Below are 17,228 nucleotides of genomic sequence, written 5' to 3' on the forward strand. Positions count from 1 at the left end.
TGGGCGCGCAGGTTTTTCTGCTTCACATAACTTTAATAAGCGAGGAGAGACGTCATGGCCGTAGCCAATAGGTTGGCCTGTTACTCTGACCCCGCCGGTCACTATTCCCACCGCGTACGTATTGTGCTCGCCGAGAAGGGTGTCAGCGCCGAAATCATCAGTGTAGAAAAGGGCCGTTATCCGGCCGGACTGCTGGAGGTTAACCCCTACGCCAGCCTGCCAACACTGGTTGACCGCGACTTGGCTCTCTACGAGTCGACAGTGGTGATGGAATATTTGGATGAGCGTTACCCACATCCGCCGCTGTTGCCGGTGTATCCAGTTGCCAGAGCCAATAGCCGACTGCTGATTCATCGTATTCAGCGGGATTGGTGTGCGCAGGTGGACTTGATTCTTGATCCGCGCAGTAAAGAACCTGCGCGCGTGTTGGCGCGCAAAGAACTGCGTGAAAGCCTGACCGGCGTATCGCCGCTGTTTGCCGACAAAGCGTATTTCCTCAGCGAGGAATTGAGCTTGGTGGATTGTTGCCTACTGCCGATTTTATGGCGTTTGCCCGTGCTTGGGATTGAATTGCCAAAGCCCGCCAAGCCGCTGCTGGACTACATGGATCGGCAGTTTGCCCGTGAAGCGTTCCAGAGCAGCTTGTCGTCCGTTGAGCGTGATATGCGCTAAGCCGAGGAGGTCATGATGAAGTCGAGTCGTCCTTATTTGGTTCGTGCCCTCTATGAGTGGCTCGTGGACAACGACTGCACTCCGCACTTGCTGGTCAATGCCGAGTTTACCGGTGTGCAGGTGCCGAGTGGTTTCGCTCGTGATGGGCAAATTGTCCTGAATGTTTCACCTACGGCTGTGCGTCACCTGCATATGGATAACGAAGCTGTCAGCTTTGAAGGCCGTTTTGCTGGGGTTGCGCAAACCCTGTACATCCCCGTAGCTGCCGTGTTGGCGATCTACGCGCGGGAAAACGGTCAGGGTATGGTCTTTGATGCGGAGCCGTCGATGCTTGACGGTGAAGAGATTGACGATCCGGATGCTCCCGGCTCACCTGATGATCAGCCGCCACGCCCAAGTGGCCGGCCCAGTTTGAAGGTGGTCAAGTAAGTAAAAAGGCGATCCTAGGATCGCCTTTTTATCGCCTGCAATAACGCCGTCAGTATTAGTTGGTGTATTGAAACAGCTTCACCACTTTCTGAACGCCAGAGACGCTCTGCACCAAGTTGGTGGCCTGAGTAGCTTCGACTCGAGACACCAGTCCAAGCATAAACACCACGCCGTTTTCGGTGATTATCTTAATGCGCGTGCCGGGTACGCTGCTGTCAGCGAGCATTTGCGTTTTGATGCGGCTGGTTAACAACGAATCGTTGCTACGAGCCAGCAGCGAGGTGGGTCGCATGACCTGGAGTTCGTTGTGCACCTTGGTCACATTACTAACCTTGCGCGCTGCTTGCTCGGCTATGGCTTTCAAGTCACTGCGTGGAGTTTGTCCGGCCAGCAGCACTACCCCGTTGTAGCTGGTGACGACAATGCGCGAAGTCGGGCTGCTCAAATCAATGTGCGCGCGGGCTACGCTGGAGCTCACTTCAGGGGCAATAAACTGATCGTCAATCTTGTTGCCAACACTCCGATTGCCGCAGCCAGCCAGGGCGAGGGTCAGTGCCAGAACTGCAAGGATTAATGGTGAACGAGTCATTCTTCACTCCCAAATAGTTGGCAATCGATGAGGTCGCAGAGACAGTGGATGACCAGCAAATGCACCTCTTGAATGCGCGCAGTAACTTTCGCGGGTACGCGTATTTCGACGTCTTCCGGTAGCAGCAGCGAGGCCATGCCGCCGCCATCACGGCCAGTGAGTGCAACCACGGTCATCTCACGATCGTGTGCCGCTTGGATGGCCTGAATCACGTTGGCCGAGTTACCACTGGTCGATATCGCCAGCAGCACGTCACCTGGCTGCCCAAGCGCACGGATCTGCTTGGAGAATATTTCGTTGTAGCTGTAGTCGTTGGCGATCGAGGTGATCGTCGAGCTGTCGGTGGTCAGGGCGATGGCCGGCAGGCTAGGGCGCTCGCGTTCGAAGCGATTGAGTAGTTCAGAGGAGAAGTGTTGAGCGTCGCCAGCTGAGCCGCCATTGCCGCACGTGAGGATCTTGCCCTCGCTGAGCAGTGCCTGAACCATGGCCTGACTGCCTTGCTCGATAAAAGGGATGAGCACTTCCATAGCCTGCTGTTTGGTTTCAATGCTGGCTTGGAACAGGTGACGAATACGGGCTTGCATATCCATTGGCATATCCATGGGCGATAGAATTTTCAGTGTGGCGACTGTTTAGGTATCAAAGGCGTTTTGAATCCAGTTCAGTGGCGCAGGGGCTTCGTTGTCAGCGGTAATCGCAATCACATCAAAACGGCATGGGTGCTTGGCCCAGCGCGATTCTTGTTGCAGAAAGAGTTGGGCGGCGCGGGTGAGTTTCTCACGTTTGCGCGCATCCACGCTCTCTGCGGCGCCACCCCACGCGCTATGGCGTCGATAGCGAACTTCTACGAATACTACTGTATCGGCGTCGAGCATGACTAGATCGAGCTCGCCGAGGCGGCAGCGCCAGTTTTGCGCCAGCAGGCGTAAGCCTTGCCGTTCGAGATACTGCCGTGCGTGGGCCTCGGCAGCATCACCTTGTTGTTGGGTGCTGATTCGCTCGCTCAATTGAGGCTGTCAGGCAGCGGCTGAACTTGACCGTCACGAAACTCAGCCCAAGGCAATTGGCGCTCAATACGCTGAGTGGGGCTGAGGCTAAGTGTGCCGGAAAGACCTTGCAGGCGAGTGTCTGGCAGCGCTTTCAGTTGATTCAAGCGCGGGGCAAGTTGGTAGGCATCCGCGCCCATCGCATAAAGACGACCTAGGCTGGTACCCGCTTGCGGCCACTGCGCACTGGCTTGTTGGCGTAGCGGATCGTTGACGTTGAGTAGCCAAGGCGTTTCGCAAAACATGATGCCGTTAAGGTCGAGGTATTGTGCCTGGTTATAGATGCCGGTAAACAGGTGCGAGGTGGCATAGACCGGCACATCGCCTGCGTATTGGAAGGCCAAAGTCGGTTTGATCTGCTGGGCTTGCTGCGGGGTCGCGGCGAGGAAGATGAAGTCAACGTCGCGGCGACGTGAGGGTGCGGCGGCGACAGCGCTGCCAAGAGTGTTTTGCAGGCGTTTGCTGCGGGCTTCGCTCTCGCGCAATTGAAACAAGTCTGCAATTTGTCGGGCAAGCTCAACTGGCTGATCGACATGCTCAGCTGCGATCAACGTGCCGCCTTGGGCTTGCCAGTCTTCGCGGAAGGCGGCGAGTACGCGGTCGCCCCATTCACCCGCGGGCACCAAGGCGACAGCGCGACGCATGCCGTCGGCCCAGGCGCGGCGGGCAACTTCACGGGCTTCATCCTCAGCGGCCAGGCCGAACTGGAATAGCTGGTCCGGGCCTTCTTGGGTGCCTTCACTGTAATTCAGAGCCAGGGTGGTGATGGGCAACTGTTCGCGGCTATTCAGTTGGCTGACCAAGTTTTTTTCCAGCGGGCCGATCACCAGCTGCACGCCAGCGGCTTGTGCCTGAGTGTAAAAGGCGTCCATGGAGCCAATGCGTGAGCTGTCAAAAACTTGAATGTTTGGCGGGTTCTGTCCAGCCTGCTGGGCTTGGTAGTGTGCGGCCAGGAAGCCGTCGCGCAACGCGCGAGCCACGCCAGCCAGTTGCCCATCCTGCGGCAGTAACAGGGCAATTTCAGTGAGGGGTTGGCTGGAAAGTTTTTTCAGCTCAACCAGCGCTTGCGGCAGTTGCTGCGCCGCCGGGTGCTCGGGGTTTTGCCCAACCCAAGTGTCGATTGCCGCTTGCTGTTGTTCCAGCGTGCCGGCGCCTTTGGTGGTGCGTGCCAGCACCAGCCAGCCATCAAAGTCGGCATCGCCGCTGGCTTGCAGTTCCGCTACGGGTAAGTTGGAAACCAGATGCCAAATCGCTTCATTATTGGTTGCGGCGTTTGCACCGCTGAGTAGCGGCGCGATAAACGCACGCTCGCGGGCAGCCGCCAAGGATTGCCCAGTGGCCTGTAGCGCGCTAGCGCGAACTAATTGGCTGCGCACCTGCTGCTCAACAGGCAATTCACCAAGGCGATCCATGCTTGGGTGGGCGAGGGCGCGCAAGGCAGCCTTTGGTTTGTTATTGCTCATGTCCAGTTCAGCGCGCAGGGTGCTGGCGTAAATCTGCTGAGCCGGTTTCAAGCTTTCCAGCGCAACCAATTGCAGAATACTGCTGGCTCGTGCGAGATCTTGTTGCTTGTGCGCCAGGTCGGCTGCCGACAGGCGAAGAGCGGCGGCTTGTTCAGTCGGGCTCTGCGCTGCTTGTTGCAGCAGCTGTTCAATGCTGGCTTGTGGGGTGCGCGGCAGCTCGCCAAGCGTCGATGAAGGTTGGCTGGCGCAAGCAGCGATCAAGCTGGCGAGGCAAAGGGCAAAAAGGGGGCGCAGGTAGGTGATCAGGCGGGTGGGCATGTAGGACGTTCCTGATACTTGATAAAATTGAGTTGCCAATTGTACCCAAGCCCGCCGGGTGACGCGATGTCGAAGGTTGGAAACGGGCTACAATGCGCGCTTTGCTGATTTAAGAGGCTTGCGCTGTGACCACTCCTGCTGCTGCAAATGTGCCTTTAGGCAGTCTTTATGTGGTGGCCACACCGATTGGTAACCTTGATGACATCAGTGCGCGGGCGCTGAACATTCTGCGCGACGTTGCGCTGATCGCCGCAGAAGACACCCGCCATTCGGCGCGATTGATGCAGCATTTCGGCATTGCCACGCCGCTTGCGGCTTGCCATGAACACAACGAGCGTGACCAGGGCGGGCGTTTCCTCGCGCGGCTACTGGCGGGTGACGATGTGGCGCTGATTTCCGATGCCGGTACGCCGCTGATTTCTGATCCGGGTTATCACTTGGTCCGCCAAGCACGAGCTGCCGGTATTGCAGTGGTGCCGGTGCCTGGGGCCTGTGCGCTTATTGCCGCGTTGTCTGCTGCGGGTTTGCCGTCTGATCGGTTTATTTTTGAAGGTTTCTTGCCGGCAAAGGCAGTTGGTCGGCGCGCGCGGCTTGAGCAGGTTAAGGAAGAGCCGCGCACGCTGATCTTCTATGAGGCGCCGCACCGTATTCTTGAATGCCTGCAGGATATGCAAGCGGTGTTTGGTGGTGAGCGTCCAGCGCTACTGGCGCGTGAAATTACCAAAACCTTTGAAACGCTCAAGGGTATGCCGCTGGCCGAGTTGGCAGCCTGGGTGGCTGCCGACAGCAATCAGCAGCGCGGTGAGTGCGTGGTGCTGGTGGCCGGTTGGCAAGCGCCGGAAGGTGAGGAGGCGGTCAGCGCTGACGCGTTGCGCGTATTGAATTTGCTGCTCGCAGAAATGCCGCTTAAACGTGCGGCGGCGCTGGCGTCCGAGATTACCGGGGTGCGCAAGAACCTGCTGTATCAGGTCGCCTTGGAGCAGCAGAAAGACCTTTAAGCCTTGTCCAATGCGGCGCGTGCCGTTAATCTTGCTGGCGGAGAGTCGATCGGACAGTCGCTGCCGTGTTGCGTTCTGCGTAATGCGGGGGAGGAAAGTCCGGGCTCCATAGGGCAGAGTGCCAGGTAACGCCTGGGAGGCGTGAGCCTACGGAAAGTGCCACAGAAAATAACCGCCTAAGCACTTCGGTGCCGGTAAGGGTGAAAAGGTGCGGTAAGAGCGCACCGCGCGACTGGTAACAGTTCGTGGCTAGGCAAACCCCACTCGGAGCAAGACCAAATAGGGTTCCATTGGCGTGGCCCGCGCTGGAACCGGGTAGGTTGCTAAAGGCGTGCAGTGATGTACGTCGTAGAGGAATGACTGTCCTCGACAGAACCCGGCTTACAGATCGACTCTCCACCTCTTTCCTCAATCCGCTGCACAGCTTCACCTCCTTTCTAATACCGAAAAAATCTTACTCTTAACAAATCACTTTAACTTTGAGGCTCAGCGCGCTGTTTAGGCTCGTTTTTATACCTATTTGCTCGCGTTATTTCTCAGTTTTGCCCCGCTAAAAGTTCGCTAAATCGCCGTTCTATAAGGTTTTTTCCCGCTAAGCGCGCCTTGACGGTGGGGGTCGAGCGTTCCTATAGTGTGCGCGGGTGGTAAGAAGTGGCAAAAAGTGGGTTTTTTAGGCACGGATAGCTAATAAAAAAGGGGAGGCGCGATCATGTTTCGCGGAGCAAACGCCATCAGTCTCGACGCCAAAGGGCGACTCGCGATGCCAAGTCGGTATCGGGACGAGCTCGTATCGCGTTGTGCTGGCCAGCTTATCGTGACGATTGATGCCATCGACCCCTGTCTCTGTGTTTACCCATTGGCTGAGTGGGAGCTGATTGAAGCCAAACTCCGCGAACTCGCCTCCTTCCGTGAAGAAAACCGCCGCCTGCAACGCCTGCTGATCGGCAACGCGGTCGACCTTGAGCTGGACGCCAGCGGTCGTTTCTTGGTGCCGCCGCGTTTGCGCGAACACGCCAAGCTGGACAAGCGCGTGATGCTAGTCGGCCAACTCAATAAATTTCAATTGTGGGATGAGGATTCCTGGAATGCTGTGGCCGATGCCGATTTGGCCGCGATCAAGCAACCGGGTGCTCTGTCCGACGACCTACGTGACTTGATCCTGTGACCATGACCAGTAACTTGCGCCACATTACCGTGCTACTCGACGAGGCTGTCGAAGGGCTGGCTGTGCGCGCGAACGGTTGTTATCTGGATGGCACCTTTGGGCGCGGCGGGCATAGCCGGCTGATCTTAGAAAAACTCGGCGCCGACGGTCATTTACTCGGGTTCGACAAAGACCCTCTGGCAATCGCCACAGGGAATACGCTGGCGGCCGAAGACGGCCGCTTTGTCGTTGTGCAGCGCAGCTTTGCCGAACTAGGTGACGAGCTCGCGCGCCGTGATTTGCACGGCAAAGTCAGCGGTATTTTGCTCGACTTGGGTGTGTCTTCACCGCAATTAGATGATGCCGAGCGCGGTTTTAGTTTTATGCATGACGGCCCGCTCGACATGCGCATGAACCCGGATGCTGGTGTCAGTGTTGCGGAGTTTATTGCCAGTGCCGCCGAGGAAGAAATTGCCCGGGTAATGAAGGAATACGGCGAAGAGCGTTTCGCCAAGCGCATGGCCCGTGCTGTGGTGCTGCGACGTGCGGAGCAACCGTTTTTACGCACCGCCGATTTGGCTCAGGTGCTGACCGTGGCTAATCCAGCCTGGGAGAAAGGCAAGAACCCGGCAACGCGGGCTTTCCAAGGGCTGCGCATCTACATCAATAACGAGCTGGGTGATCTAGAAGGCGGCCTTGATGCGGCCCTAGAAAGCCTCGAAGTCGGTGGTCGCTTGGTGGTGATCAGCTTCCATTCGCTGGAAGACCGCATCGTTAAACTCTTTATGCGCAAGCATGCCAAGGGTGAAGCGGATAAATTACCCCGCGATCTGCCCATCATTCCCAAGGCATTCGAGCCGCGTTTGAAGTTAATCGGCAAACCCGTATTCGCCTCTGAGGCTGAGCTGCACGCCAACCCACGCTCGCGCAGCGCGGTTATGCGCATCGCTGAGAAAGTACGATGAGCACGACGTTCGCCAAGCCATTGCCGGGCGGCAGTCTGTTTATGCTGCTGCTGTTTGTGGCTGTGTTGGTGTCGGCGCTAGGGGTTTCTTACGGCGCTCACTGGAACCGTCAGCTGCTTAACGAGCTGTACGCCGAATTGAGCGTGCGCGATAAAGCGCAGGCCGAATGGGGGCGGCTGATTCTTGAGCAAAGCACTTGGACGGCGCACAACCGCATTGAAATGCTGGCCACTGAGCGCCTGAGTATGCGCATTCCGGATGCGGCTGAAGTGCGCATGGTGGCACCATGATCGGGCTCGAAGGTGCGCTCTACCCTTGGCGTTTCCGCTTAGTGCTACTGGTATTAGCGCTAATGGTGGGCGCGATTGCCTGGCGTATCGTCGACTTACAAGTGTTTGATCAACGCTTCCTGCAAGCCCATGGCGACGCCCGCAGCGTGCGGCACATCCCGATCCCAGCGCATCGCGGGCTGATCACCGACCGCAACGGCGAGCCGTTGGCCGTTAGCACCCCGGTGACCACGCTGTGGGCCAATGGTAAAGAGCTGCAAAGCGGTAAGGCCAAGTGGAATGACTTGGCTACAGCGTTGGGTCAGGAACCCAAAAGCTTTAGCGTGCGCTTGCAGGCAAATGCCGAGCGTGAATTTATGTACCTGGTGCGCGGGCTGACGCCTGAGCAGGGTCAGCGCATTTTAGATATGAAGGTGCCGGGGGTTTACGGCATTGAGGAGTTTCGCCGCTTCTACCCAGCGGGTGAGGTAACGGCTCACGTGGTGGGGTTTACCGATATTGATGACCGTGGCCGTGAAGGCATGGAGCTGGCGTTTGAGGATTGGCTGGCTGGGGTGCCCGGCAAGCGTCAGGTGCTCAAAGACCGGCGCGGTCGGCTGATTAAAGACGTCCAAGTTGCGCAAAATGCCAAGGCGGGTAAGGCTTTGGCTTTGTCGATTGACCTGCGCCTGCAATACCTGGCGCACCGCGAGCTGCGTAATGCGCTGCTTGAGTTTGGGGCCAAGGCAGGCAGCTTGGTGATGGTTGATGTGCGCACGGGTGAAGTGCTGGCGATGGTTAACCAGCCGACTTACAACCCCAATAACCGCCGCAACTTGCAACCTGCTGCGATGCGCAACAGGGCAATGATTGATGTGTTCGAGCCGGGTTCGACCATGAAGCCGTTTTCCATGAGTGCGGCGCTGGAAAGTGGCCGCTGGAAGTCGTCGGATACGGTCGATGTTTCTCCTGGCACTCTGCAAATTGGCAAATACACCATTCGCGACGTTTCGCGCAGCACCGGCCCGCTTACCTTGACCGAGATTCTGATCAAGTCGAGCAACGTCGGCATGAGCAAAATTGCCTTTGATATCGGCGGTCAGTCGATTTACGAAGTCATGCAACAGGTCGGTCTGGGTCAGGATACTGGGCTCGGTTTTCCGGGTGAGCGCGTTGGCAATCTGCCCAACTACCGTGAATGGCGCAAGGCTGAGACCGCCACCTTGTCCTACGGCTACGGATTGTCGGTCACTGCAGTGCAGCTTGCGCATGCCTACTCGGTGCTCGCCAATGACGGCCGCAGCACCCACCTTTCCCTGGCGCGTACTGACCGCCAGCCGGAGTCGGTGCAGGTCATTCCAGAAGCCACTGCGACCATTATCCAAGGCATGTTGCAGCAAGTGATTGAGGCGCCGGGCGGGGTGTTTCGCGCCAAAGTGCCGGGCTATCACGTAGCCGGTAAAAGCGGCACGGCGCGCAAGGCATCGGTGGGCAGTCGCGGTTACAAAGACAACGCCTACCGCTCGCTGTTTGCCGGGTTTGGTCCGGTGAGCGATCCACGCATTGCGGTTGCCATTGTGATTGATGAGCCAAGCCAGGGCGGTTATTACGGCGGTCTAGTGTCTGCGCCGGTGTTTGGCAAGGTCATGGCCGGCGCGCTGCGTTTGCTCAACGTCGCGCCGGATAATTTGCCGGCGCCCGAGGCCGTAAAAGTTGAAACAGCCGCCGTGCTACCCCTTAAAGGAGGGCGTATCTGATGCCTATGCCCCTCAGTCAGTTGCTCCCCGAAGCGGCCAGCTCCACCTTGATTCGTGAATTGACCTTGGACAGCCGCAAGGTGCGTCCGGGTGATCTGTTTCTCGCCGTGCCTGGTACCCAGCAGGATGGCCGCGTGCACATCGCCGATGCTGTTGCCCGCGGCGCTGCTGCTGTGGCGTTTGAAGCTGAAGGCGCGTTAGAGATGACCGCCAGCAGCAGCGAATTAGTGGCGATAAAAGGCTTGGCTAAGCAACTCTCAGCGATTGCCGGGCGCTTTTATGGTGAGCCAAGCCGAGTGCTGCACCTGATTGGCATTACCGGTACCAATGGCAAAACCAGCGTCAGCCAGTTGCTGGCCCAAGCATTGGATCTGTTAGGCCAGCGCTGCGGCATTGTTGGCACGTTGGGCAATGGTTTCTACGGTGCGCTGGAGCAGGGCTTGCACACCACGCCTGATCCGATTGGCGTGCAGGCGACCTTGGCTGATATGAAAAACGCCGGTGCCCGTGCGGTGGCTATGGAGGTGTCCTCCCACGGCCTGCATCAAGGTCGCGTTGCCGCTTTGGCATTTGATGTGGCGGTGCTGACTAACCTGTCCCGCGATCATCTGGATTATCACGGCTCGATGCAGGCTTACGCTGAGGCAAAAGCGGCGCTTTTTGCTTGGCCAAACTTGCGTTGCCGCGTACTCAACTTAGATGACGCCTTTGGTCGCGAGTTGGCTCGCACCGAGCACGCATCGCGCCTAATCAGCTACAGCTTGATCGACCCAGACGCTTATCTGTATTGCCGCGACGCGCAATTTAACGAGCAAGGCGTGCGCGCCACCTTAGTCACCCCGCGTGGTGAAGGGAGCTTGCGCAGTTCGCTACTGGGGCGTTTCAACTTGAGCAACCTGCTGGCAGTGGTCGGCACATTGCTCGGGATGGACTACCCGTTGGACGAAATTCTTAAAACGCTGCCGCAATTGCAGGGGCCAATTGGTCGCATGCAGCGCTTGGGCGGCGTTAAGCAGCCGCTGGTAGTGGTCGATTACGCGCACACCCCAGACGCCTTGGAGAAAGTCCTCGAAGCGCTGCGACCGCATGTCAAAGGTCGTTTGCTCTGCCTGTTCGGTTGCGGCGGTGATCGCGACAACGGTAAGCGCCCGCTAATGGCCGCGGTGGTCGAGCGCCTAGCAGACAACGTGTTGGTCACCGACGACAACCCGCGTAGTGAAGCCCCAGCAGACATTTTTAGTGATATTCGTGGCGGTTTTGTCAGCCCTGCAGCGGTGCAATTCGTCCATGGCCGTGGCCAGGCCATTGCTCAGCTGATTGCCGCTGCCAGTGCCGACGATGTAGTGGTGTTGGCCGGTAAGGGTCACGAGGACTACCAAGAAATTAACGGCGTGCGTCAGCCATTCTCTGATCTGCTTGAGGCGACCAGTGCCCTAGCCGCATGGGCGGTGGCGCATGCTTAAGCCGTTGCTATTAAGCCAAGTGGCCGCGTTGTTGAATGCGCGCGTGATCGGCGCTGACGTTGCCTTCAATGCCGTCAGCAGCGACAGCCGGGCTATTCAGCCAGGCCAGCTATTTGTTGCCCTCAGCGGCCCGCGCTTTGATGGCCATGATTACCTGGCCGCAGTCGCCAGCAAAGGCGCTGTGGCAGCCTTGGTCGAGCGTGCAGTCGTGGGCTCGCCCTTGCCGCAGCTGGTGGTGGCCGATACGCGCTTGGCTTTGGGGCAGCTGGGTGCGCTCAGTCGCCAGGCGTTCAAGGCGCCAGTGGTCGCGATTACCGGCTCCAGCGGCAAAACTACGGTTAAAGAAATGCTCGCCAGTATTCTGCGCGAGGGTCTGCAAGGCCCGGTGCTGGCGACCCGTGGCAACCTGAATAACGACCTTGGCGCGCCGTTAACCCTTTTGCAATTAGCCCCCGAGCATGTGGCGGCCGTGATTGAGTTGGGCGCTAATCATGTCGGCGAAATCGCCTACACCGTCGGCCTGACACGCCCGCAAGTCGCCGTGCTGAATAACGCTGGCACCGCTCATGTGGGCGAGTTCGGCGGCCCAGAAAAAATTGTCCAAGCCAAGGGCGAAATCATCGAAGGGCTGAGTGACAGCGGCGTTGCTGTGCTTAATCTGGACGACCCTGCTTTCGCTGTCTGGCAGCAACGGGCCCAGGGCCGTAACGTTCGCTCATTTGCCTTGCTCAACCCAGACGCAGATGTTTACGCCAGCGAGCTTAAGCGTGACGCCCGTGGCTGCTCTGCATTTACCTTGCACAGCGCCAGCGGTCAGGCCCGTGTACAGCTCAATTTGCTTGGCGAGCACAACGTAGCTAACGCCTTAGCCGCCGCCGCTGCCGCTTTAGTGCTGGGGGTTAGCGCCGGCGCAATAAAAGCTGGGCTGGAAAATCTGCAGCCCGTCAGCGGGCGCACCGTTGCACATATCACTCGCAACGGTTTGCGCGTGATTGATGACAGTTACAACGCCAACCCAACGTCTGTCTGCGCCGCCATCGATATCCTCGCCGGCTTTACGGGCCGTCGGGTGCTGGTGTTGGGAGATATTGGCGAGCTGGGTCAGTGGGCCGAAGACGGTCATCGTCAGGTCGGTGGCTACGCGGTCGGTAAAGTCGATGCGCTGTATGCCGTTGGCCCACTTATGGCCCATGCCGTGGCTGCGTTTGGCCCTGTGGCTCAGCACTTCAGTGACCAAGCCAGCCTGATTGCTGCGCTGCAAAGCGAGCAGGGCGACACCACCCTTCTAATAAAAGGTTCACGCAGCGCGGCGATGGAAAACATCGTGGCGGCGCTGTGTGGCACATCCGGGGAGATGCATTAATGCTGCTGCTGCTGGCGGAATACCTGCAACAGTTCCACAAGGGCTTTGCAGTCTTTCAGTACCTGACCCTGCGCGGCATTCTCGGTGTGCTCACCGCGCTGTCGCTGGCACTGTGGCTGGGCCCGTGGATGATCCGCACCCTGCAAATCCGTCAGATCGGCCAGTCGGTACGTAACGACGGTCCGCAGTCGCACCTGTCGAAAAAAGGCACGCCGACCATGGGTGGCGCGTTGATTCTTTCGGCGATCGCCATCAGTACTTTGCTGTGGGCTGACCTGTCCAACCGCTATGTATGGACTGTGCTGACCGTGACCTTGCTGTTTGGCGCCATCGGCTGGGTCGATGACTACCGCAAGGTGATCGAGAAGAACTCTAAAGGCTTACCGAGCCGCTGGAAATATTTCTGGCAGTCGGTGTTTGGCTTGGGCGCAGCATTCTTTCTGTACATGACGGCGCAAAGCCCGGTCGAGACCACCCTGTTCCTGCCACTGCTAAAAGATTTCAGCCTAGAGCTGGGGTTGGGCTTTGTGGTGCTCAGCTACTTCGTGATCGTCGGCTCCAGTAATGCGGTGAACCTCACTGACGGCCTCGATGGTTTGGCTATTTTGCCCACCGTGATGGTGGGCGGCGCGCTGGGGATTTTCTGCTACCTGTCAGGCAACGTGAATTTCGCCGAATACCTGTTTATCCCTTACGTGCCGGGTGCGGGTGAGCTGATCGTGTTCTGCGCGGCGCTAGTCGGCGCTGGTTTGGGCTTTCTCTGGTTCAACACCTACCCCGCGCAAGTTTTTATGGGTGACGTCGGCGCGCTGGCGCTGGGTGCAGCCTTGGGCACGATTGCGGTGATTGTCCGTCAGGAAGTGGTGCTGTTCATCATGGGTGGCATCTTTGTGGTGGAAACCCTCTCGGTGATCATCCAAGTCGCCTCCTTTAAGTTGACCGGCAAGCGGGTGTTCCGCATGGCGCCGATTCATCACCACTTTGAACTCAAAGGCTGGCCTGAGCCGCGCGTGATCGTGCGCTTCTGGATCATCACCGTGATTTTGGTGCTGATCGGCCTTGCCACCTTGAAACTGCGTTGAGGGCCTAATGAATCTGATCGCTTCTGACCACTTCCGCATCGTTGTCGGCCTCGGCAAGAGCGGCATGTCCCTAGTGCGTTTCCTCACGCGCCAGGGCTTGCCGTTTGCCGTGGTCGACACCCGTGCTAACCCGCCGGAGCTCGCCACCTTGCGTGAACAGTTCCCGCAGGTCGAAGTGCGTTGCGGCGAGCTGGACGTGGACTTCCTCTGCCGCGCCAGCGAACTGCTGATCAGCCCCGGCCTGGCCATCGCCACCCCCGCGTTGCAGGCGGCTGCCGCGCGTGGGGTTAAGTTGTCTGGTGACATTGACTTGTTTGCTCGCTATGCCAAGGCGCCAATTATTGCCATTACCGGTTCCAACGCTAAGAGCACCGTGACCACCTTAGTGGGTGAGATGGCCGCAGCCGCGGGAAAGAAAGTGGCCGTCGGTGGCAACCTTGGCACTCCGGCGCTGGATCTGCTCGATGACAGCATCGAGTTGTATGTAATGGAGCTGTCGAGTTTCCAGCTGGAAACCACCGATCAGCTCAATGCTGAAGTGGCCACCTGCTTGAATATCAGCGAAGACCATATGGATCGCTACGCCGATCTGCCGGCCTATCACCTAGCTAAGCACCGCATCTTCCGTGGTGCGCGCCAAGTGGTGGTGAACCGCGATGATGCGCTGTCGCGGCCGCTGGTGGCGGATCAGCTACCTTGCTGGTACTTCGGCCTGGGCAAGCCTGACTTCAAGCGCTTTGGTTTGATTGAGGAAAACGGCGAGAAGTGCCTGGGCTATCAGTTCGCGGCGCTGCTGCCAGCGCGCGAGTTGAAGATTCGCGGTGCACATAACCAGTCCAATGCCCTAGCCGCGCTGGCGCTTGGCCATGCTGTAGGCCTGCCGTTTGAGCCGATGCTAGCAACACTAAAACAGTTCGCCGGATTGCCGCATCGCTGCCAATGGGTGGGCGAGCACAGTGGCGTTAGCTACTACGACGACTCCAAAGCCACCAACGTCGGTGCCGCACTGGCGGCCATCGAAGGCCTGGGCGCCGATATCGCAGGCAAGCTGGTGCTGATCGCCGGTGGCGACGGTAAGGGTGCAGATTTCTCCGCGTTACGAGCCCCCGTTGGCAGGTATTGCCGCGCCGTAGTCCTGCTGGGGCGAGATGCAGAGCTGTTGGCCGCCACGCTGGGCGAGGCCGTGCCGCTGGTGCGGGTGAAGACGCTGGAAGAGGCTGTGCTGCGTGCAGCTGAGCTGACCGAGGCGGGCGATGCCGTGCTGTTGTCACCAGCCTGCGCCAGCTTGGACATGTTCAAGAACTTCGAAGAGCGCGGGCGGTTGTTCGCTCAGGCCGTGGAGGGTTTGCGCTGATGCTCGCCAGCCTGCTCGCCGCTCCTTCACCCTTGCATACCCGCCGTGGTGTCGATATCGACTTCCCGCTGCTTGCTGGGTGCTTGGCGCTGCTTGGTTTGGGCTTGGTGATGATTACATCAGCGTCCTCGGAAGTGGCCGCGGCGCAGACGGGCAATCCGTTGTTCCACATGATTCGGCATTTGATCTACCTAACGATTGGCATCAGTGCTGCGCTGGCTACATTGCTGGTACCGATGTCGTTATGGCAGCGCTACAGCGGCATGTTGCTAGCGGCCGCCGTGGTGCTGCTGATTTTGGTGCTAGTGCCCGGGATCGGCCGTGAAGTGAATGGCGCCAAGCGCTGGATCGGCTTAGGTGTTATCAACCTGCAGCCGTCGGAGTTGGCCAAGTTATTCAGCATTATCTTTATTGCGGCTTATCTGGTGCGCCGACAGACCGAGGTGCGCGAGAAGTTCACCGGTTTTGTTAAGCCAATGTTGGTGCTCGGGCCGATTGCTGGGTTGCTGTTGGCCGAGCCCGATTTCGGTGCAACCGTGGTGCTGGTGGGCGCGGCTATCGCCATGTTGTTTCTCGGCGGGGTCAACCTGCTGCGCTTTATTCCTTTGGCGGCCTGCGTGCTCGGCTTGGGCGTATGGGTGATGACCAGTCAGGCTTATCGCTTGGAACGCCTGACCAACTTTGTCGACCCGTGGGCCGACCAATACGGTGCCGGTTACCAGCTGAGCCAAGCGTTGATCGCTTTTGGTCGGGGTGAGTGGTTGGGCGTTGGCTTAGGAAACAGCGTGCAGAAGCAGTTCTACCTGCCTGAAGCGCACACCGATTTCGTGTTTGCCGTACTGGCCGAAGAACTGGGGATGATCGGTGCCTTGCTGACCGTCGCCTTGTTCGTGTTTGTCAGCGTGCGCGCACTGTATATCGGCCTGTGGGCAGAGAAGGCCAAGCAGTTCTTTTCGGCGTATGTGGCGTATGGCTTGGCTTTTTTGTGGATCGGCCAGGTGTTGATCAATATCGGGGTAAATGTTGGCTTGCTGCCGACCAAGGGCCTGACCCTGCCATTCCTCAGTTATGGCGGCAGCTCCTTAGTCATTTGCTGTATTAGCTTGGCGATTTTGTTGCGTATTGAGTGGGAACGTCGCACCCAACTGGGCAATGAAAATGTCGACTTTAAAGAGTCAGATTTCTTTGAAGGCGAAACCGTCGAGGAGGTTCAGCATGCGCGGTAATGTGCTGATTATGGCCGGTGGTACCGGTGGCCATGTATTCCCGGCCCTGGCTTGCGCCCGTGAGTTCAAAGCGCGCGGTTACAGCGTGCACTGGTTAGGCACGCCGCGCGGCATCGAAAATGAACTGGTACCGGCTGCCGGTCTGCCGTTGCATTTGATTGATGTCAGCGGATTGCGCGGAAAGGGCACGTTGTCTTTGCTGAAAGCGCCGTTCCAGCTGATCAAGGCGCTGCTGCAAGCGCGCAAGGTGATGCGCGAGCTGCAGCCAGTCTGCGTGTTGGGAATGGGCGGTTATGTCACCGGCCCAGGCGGCTTGGCGGCACGGATGAACGGCGCTCCATTGATCATTCATGAGCAGAATGCCGTGGCAGGTACGGCCAACCGCAGCTTGGTGCCGTTTGCCAGTCGCGTGTGTGAGGCCTTCCCGAATACGTTCAGCAAAAGCGCCAAACGCCGCACCACGGGTAACCCGGTGCGCGAAGAGCTGTTCCTGGAAACGCCGCGAGATTCGCTGCGTAATCGTCAGCCGCGGTTACTGGTACTGGGCGGCAGTCTCGGCGCCGAGCCTCTGAATAAATTACTCCCTGAGGCACTGGCATTGGTGGCCGCCGAGCTGCGCCCTGAAGTGTTTCATCAGGCCGGTAAACAACATGATGCAATTACCGCTGAACGCTATGGCGCAGTTGGCGTCGAAGCGCAGGTCGCAGCGTTTATTCAAGACATGGCGCGCGCGTATGCCTGGGCTGATCTGGTGGTGTGCCGCGCTGGCGCTCTTACCGTTAGCGAGTTAGCGGCTGCTGGACTGCCGGCTTTTTTGCTGCCACTGCCGCATGCGATCGACGATCACCAAACCCGTAATGCCAACTATTTGGCCAGTGCCGGCGCTGCCGTGCTACTGCCACAACGCTCCACTGACGCCGCCACGCTGGCCGCGCAGCTGACCGAGGTTTTGATGCACCCCGAACAACTCTCTCAAATGGCGCAGACGGCTCGTCGTCTGGCCAAGCCTGACGCTACCTGCACCGTTGTCGACATCTGCCTGGAGGTGGCCCGTGGCTAAGTCTCCCGCCGCTGCACGCTCAGAAATTCG

17 protein-coding genes and 1 other RNA gene are annotated in these 17,228 nt (G+C 58.6%); 14 read left to right on the forward strand and 4 right to left on the reverse strand.

The features are described 5' to 3' along the window. Positions 1-54: 54 nt before the first annotated feature. Together WF513_RS03225 and WF513_RS03230 are read left to right on the forward strand one after the other, a co-directional pair. Positions 55-672 carry a glutathione S-transferase N-terminal domain-containing protein gene (locus WF513_RS03225; RefSeq protein WP_339081392.1) on the forward strand — a complete coding sequence of 206 codons (618 nt, stop codon included), beginning with the start codon at positions 55-57 and terminating at the stop codon, positions 670-672. Between the two features lie 15 nt (positions 673-687). Further along, entirely contained in the window at positions 688-1,101 is a 414-nt protein-coding gene (locus WF513_RS03230) for a ClpXP protease specificity-enhancing factor (protein WP_339081394.1), read from the forward strand. A gap of 55 nt (positions 1,102-1,156) precedes the next feature. Here the strand turns inward: WF513_RS03230 and WF513_RS03235 are convergent, their stop codons facing one another. The 4 genes from WF513_RS03235 to WF513_RS03250 are packed head-to-tail and all read right to left on the reverse strand — an operon-like array spanning position 1,157 to position 4,505. Beyond that, on the reverse strand, positions 1,157-1,690 hold the full coding sequence (locus tag WF513_RS03235; RefSeq protein ID WP_339081396.1) for a BON domain-containing protein: 534 nt from the start codon (positions 1,688-1,690) through the stop codon (positions 1,157-1,159). Continuing rightward, positions 1,687-2,280: a phosphoheptose isomerase gene (locus tag WF513_RS03240; protein ID WP_339081398.1), complete on the reverse strand. Its 594-nt coding sequence runs from the start codon at positions 2,278-2,280 to the stop codon at positions 1,687-1,689. Before WF513_RS03240 ends, WF513_RS03235 begins: the two co-directional genes overlap by 4 nt. Positions 2,281-2,322: 42 nt before the next feature. Then, on the reverse strand, positions 2,323-2,697 hold the full coding sequence (locus tag WF513_RS03245; protein ID WP_339081400.1) for a YraN family protein: 375 nt from the start codon (positions 2,695-2,697) through the stop codon (positions 2,323-2,325). Further along, positions 2,694-4,505, reverse strand: a complete 1,812-nt coding sequence (locus tag WF513_RS03250) for a penicillin-binding protein activator (RefSeq protein WP_339083389.1) — start codon at positions 4,503-4,505, stop codon at positions 2,694-2,696. The genes WF513_RS03245 and WF513_RS03250 overlap by 4 nt, the downstream gene beginning before the upstream one ends. Positions 4,506-4,666: 161 nt before the next feature. Here WF513_RS03250 and rsmI point away from each other — a divergent pair, with 161 nt between their 5' ends. From rsmI to murG, 12 genes are all read left to right on the forward strand, one after another. Then, complete coding sequence (rsmI, locus tag WF513_RS03255; RefSeq protein WP_339083391.1) at positions 4,667-5,515, forward strand: 16S rRNA (cytidine(1402)-2'-O)-methyltransferase; 849 nt, start codon at positions 4,667-4,669, stop codon at positions 5,513-5,515. Between the two features lie 41 nt (positions 5,516-5,556). Then, positions 5,557-5,915: RNase P RNA component class A (gene rnpB, locus WF513_RS03260), an RNA gene on the forward strand. 309 nt (positions 5,916-6,224) lie between these two features. Beyond that, a complete protein-coding gene (gene mraZ / locus WF513_RS03265; RefSeq protein ID WP_339081404.1) occupies positions 6,225-6,680 on the forward strand; it encodes a division/cell wall cluster transcriptional repressor MraZ in 456 nt (151 codons plus the stop codon). Positions 6,681-6,682: 2 nt separating this feature from the next. Then, positions 6,683-7,624: a 16S rRNA (cytosine(1402)-N(4))-methyltransferase RsmH gene (gene rsmH, locus WF513_RS03270; RefSeq protein ID WP_339081406.1), complete on the forward strand. Its 942-nt coding sequence runs from the start codon at positions 6,683-6,685 to the stop codon at positions 7,622-7,624. After that, on the forward strand, positions 7,621-7,914 hold the full coding sequence (ftsL, locus tag WF513_RS03275) for a cell division protein FtsL (RefSeq protein WP_339081409.1): 294 nt from the start codon (positions 7,621-7,623) through the stop codon (positions 7,912-7,914). The genes rsmH and ftsL overlap by 4 nt, the downstream gene beginning before the upstream one ends. Further along, the gene (locus tag WF513_RS03280) at positions 7,911-9,650 is read left to right on the forward strand and encodes a penicillin-binding protein 2 (RefSeq protein WP_339081411.1); all 1,740 of its coding nucleotides are present in this window, start codon (positions 7,911-7,913) and stop codon (positions 9,648-9,650) included. Before ftsL ends, WF513_RS03280 begins: the two co-directional genes overlap by 4 nt. Next, positions 9,650-11,113: a UDP-N-acetylmuramoyl-L-alanyl-D-glutamate--2,6-diaminopimelate ligase gene (locus WF513_RS03285; RefSeq protein WP_339081413.1), complete on the forward strand. Its 1,464-nt coding sequence runs from the start codon at positions 9,650-9,652 to the stop codon at positions 11,111-11,113. Before WF513_RS03280 ends, WF513_RS03285 begins: the two co-directional genes overlap by 1 nt. After that, positions 11,106-12,476, forward strand: a complete 1,371-nt coding sequence (gene murF / locus WF513_RS03290) for a UDP-N-acetylmuramoyl-tripeptide--D-alanyl-D-alanine ligase (RefSeq protein ID WP_339081415.1) — start codon at positions 11,106-11,108, stop codon at positions 12,474-12,476. Before WF513_RS03285 ends, murF begins: the two co-directional genes overlap by 8 nt. Next, a complete protein-coding gene (gene mraY / locus WF513_RS03295) occupies positions 12,476-13,558 on the forward strand; it encodes a phospho-N-acetylmuramoyl-pentapeptide-transferase (protein WP_339081417.1) in 1,083 nt (360 codons plus the stop codon). The genes murF and mraY overlap by 1 nt, the downstream gene beginning before the upstream one ends. 7 nt (positions 13,559-13,565) lie before the next feature. Then, positions 13,566-14,912, forward strand: a complete 1,347-nt coding sequence (murD, locus tag WF513_RS03300; protein ID WP_339081419.1) for a UDP-N-acetylmuramoyl-L-alanine--D-glutamate ligase — start codon at positions 13,566-13,568, stop codon at positions 14,910-14,912. Further along, complete coding sequence (gene ftsW, locus WF513_RS03305; RefSeq protein ID WP_339081421.1) at positions 14,912-16,138, forward strand: putative lipid II flippase FtsW; 1,227 nt, start codon at positions 14,912-14,914, stop codon at positions 16,136-16,138. Before murD ends, ftsW begins: the two co-directional genes overlap by 1 nt. Next, entirely contained in the window at positions 16,128-17,198 is a 1,071-nt protein-coding gene (murG, locus tag WF513_RS03310; protein WP_339081423.1) for an undecaprenyldiphospho-muramoylpentapeptide beta-N-acetylglucosaminyltransferase, read from the forward strand. Before ftsW ends, murG begins: the two co-directional genes overlap by 11 nt. The last annotated feature ends 30 nt before the right edge of the window (positions 17,199-17,228 follow it).

The organism is Pseudomonas sp. TMP9 (assembly GCF_037943105.1).
In the GTDB taxonomy this organism is placed as follows: Bacteria; Pseudomonadota; Gammaproteobacteria; order Pseudomonadales; family Pseudomonadaceae; genus Aquipseudomonas.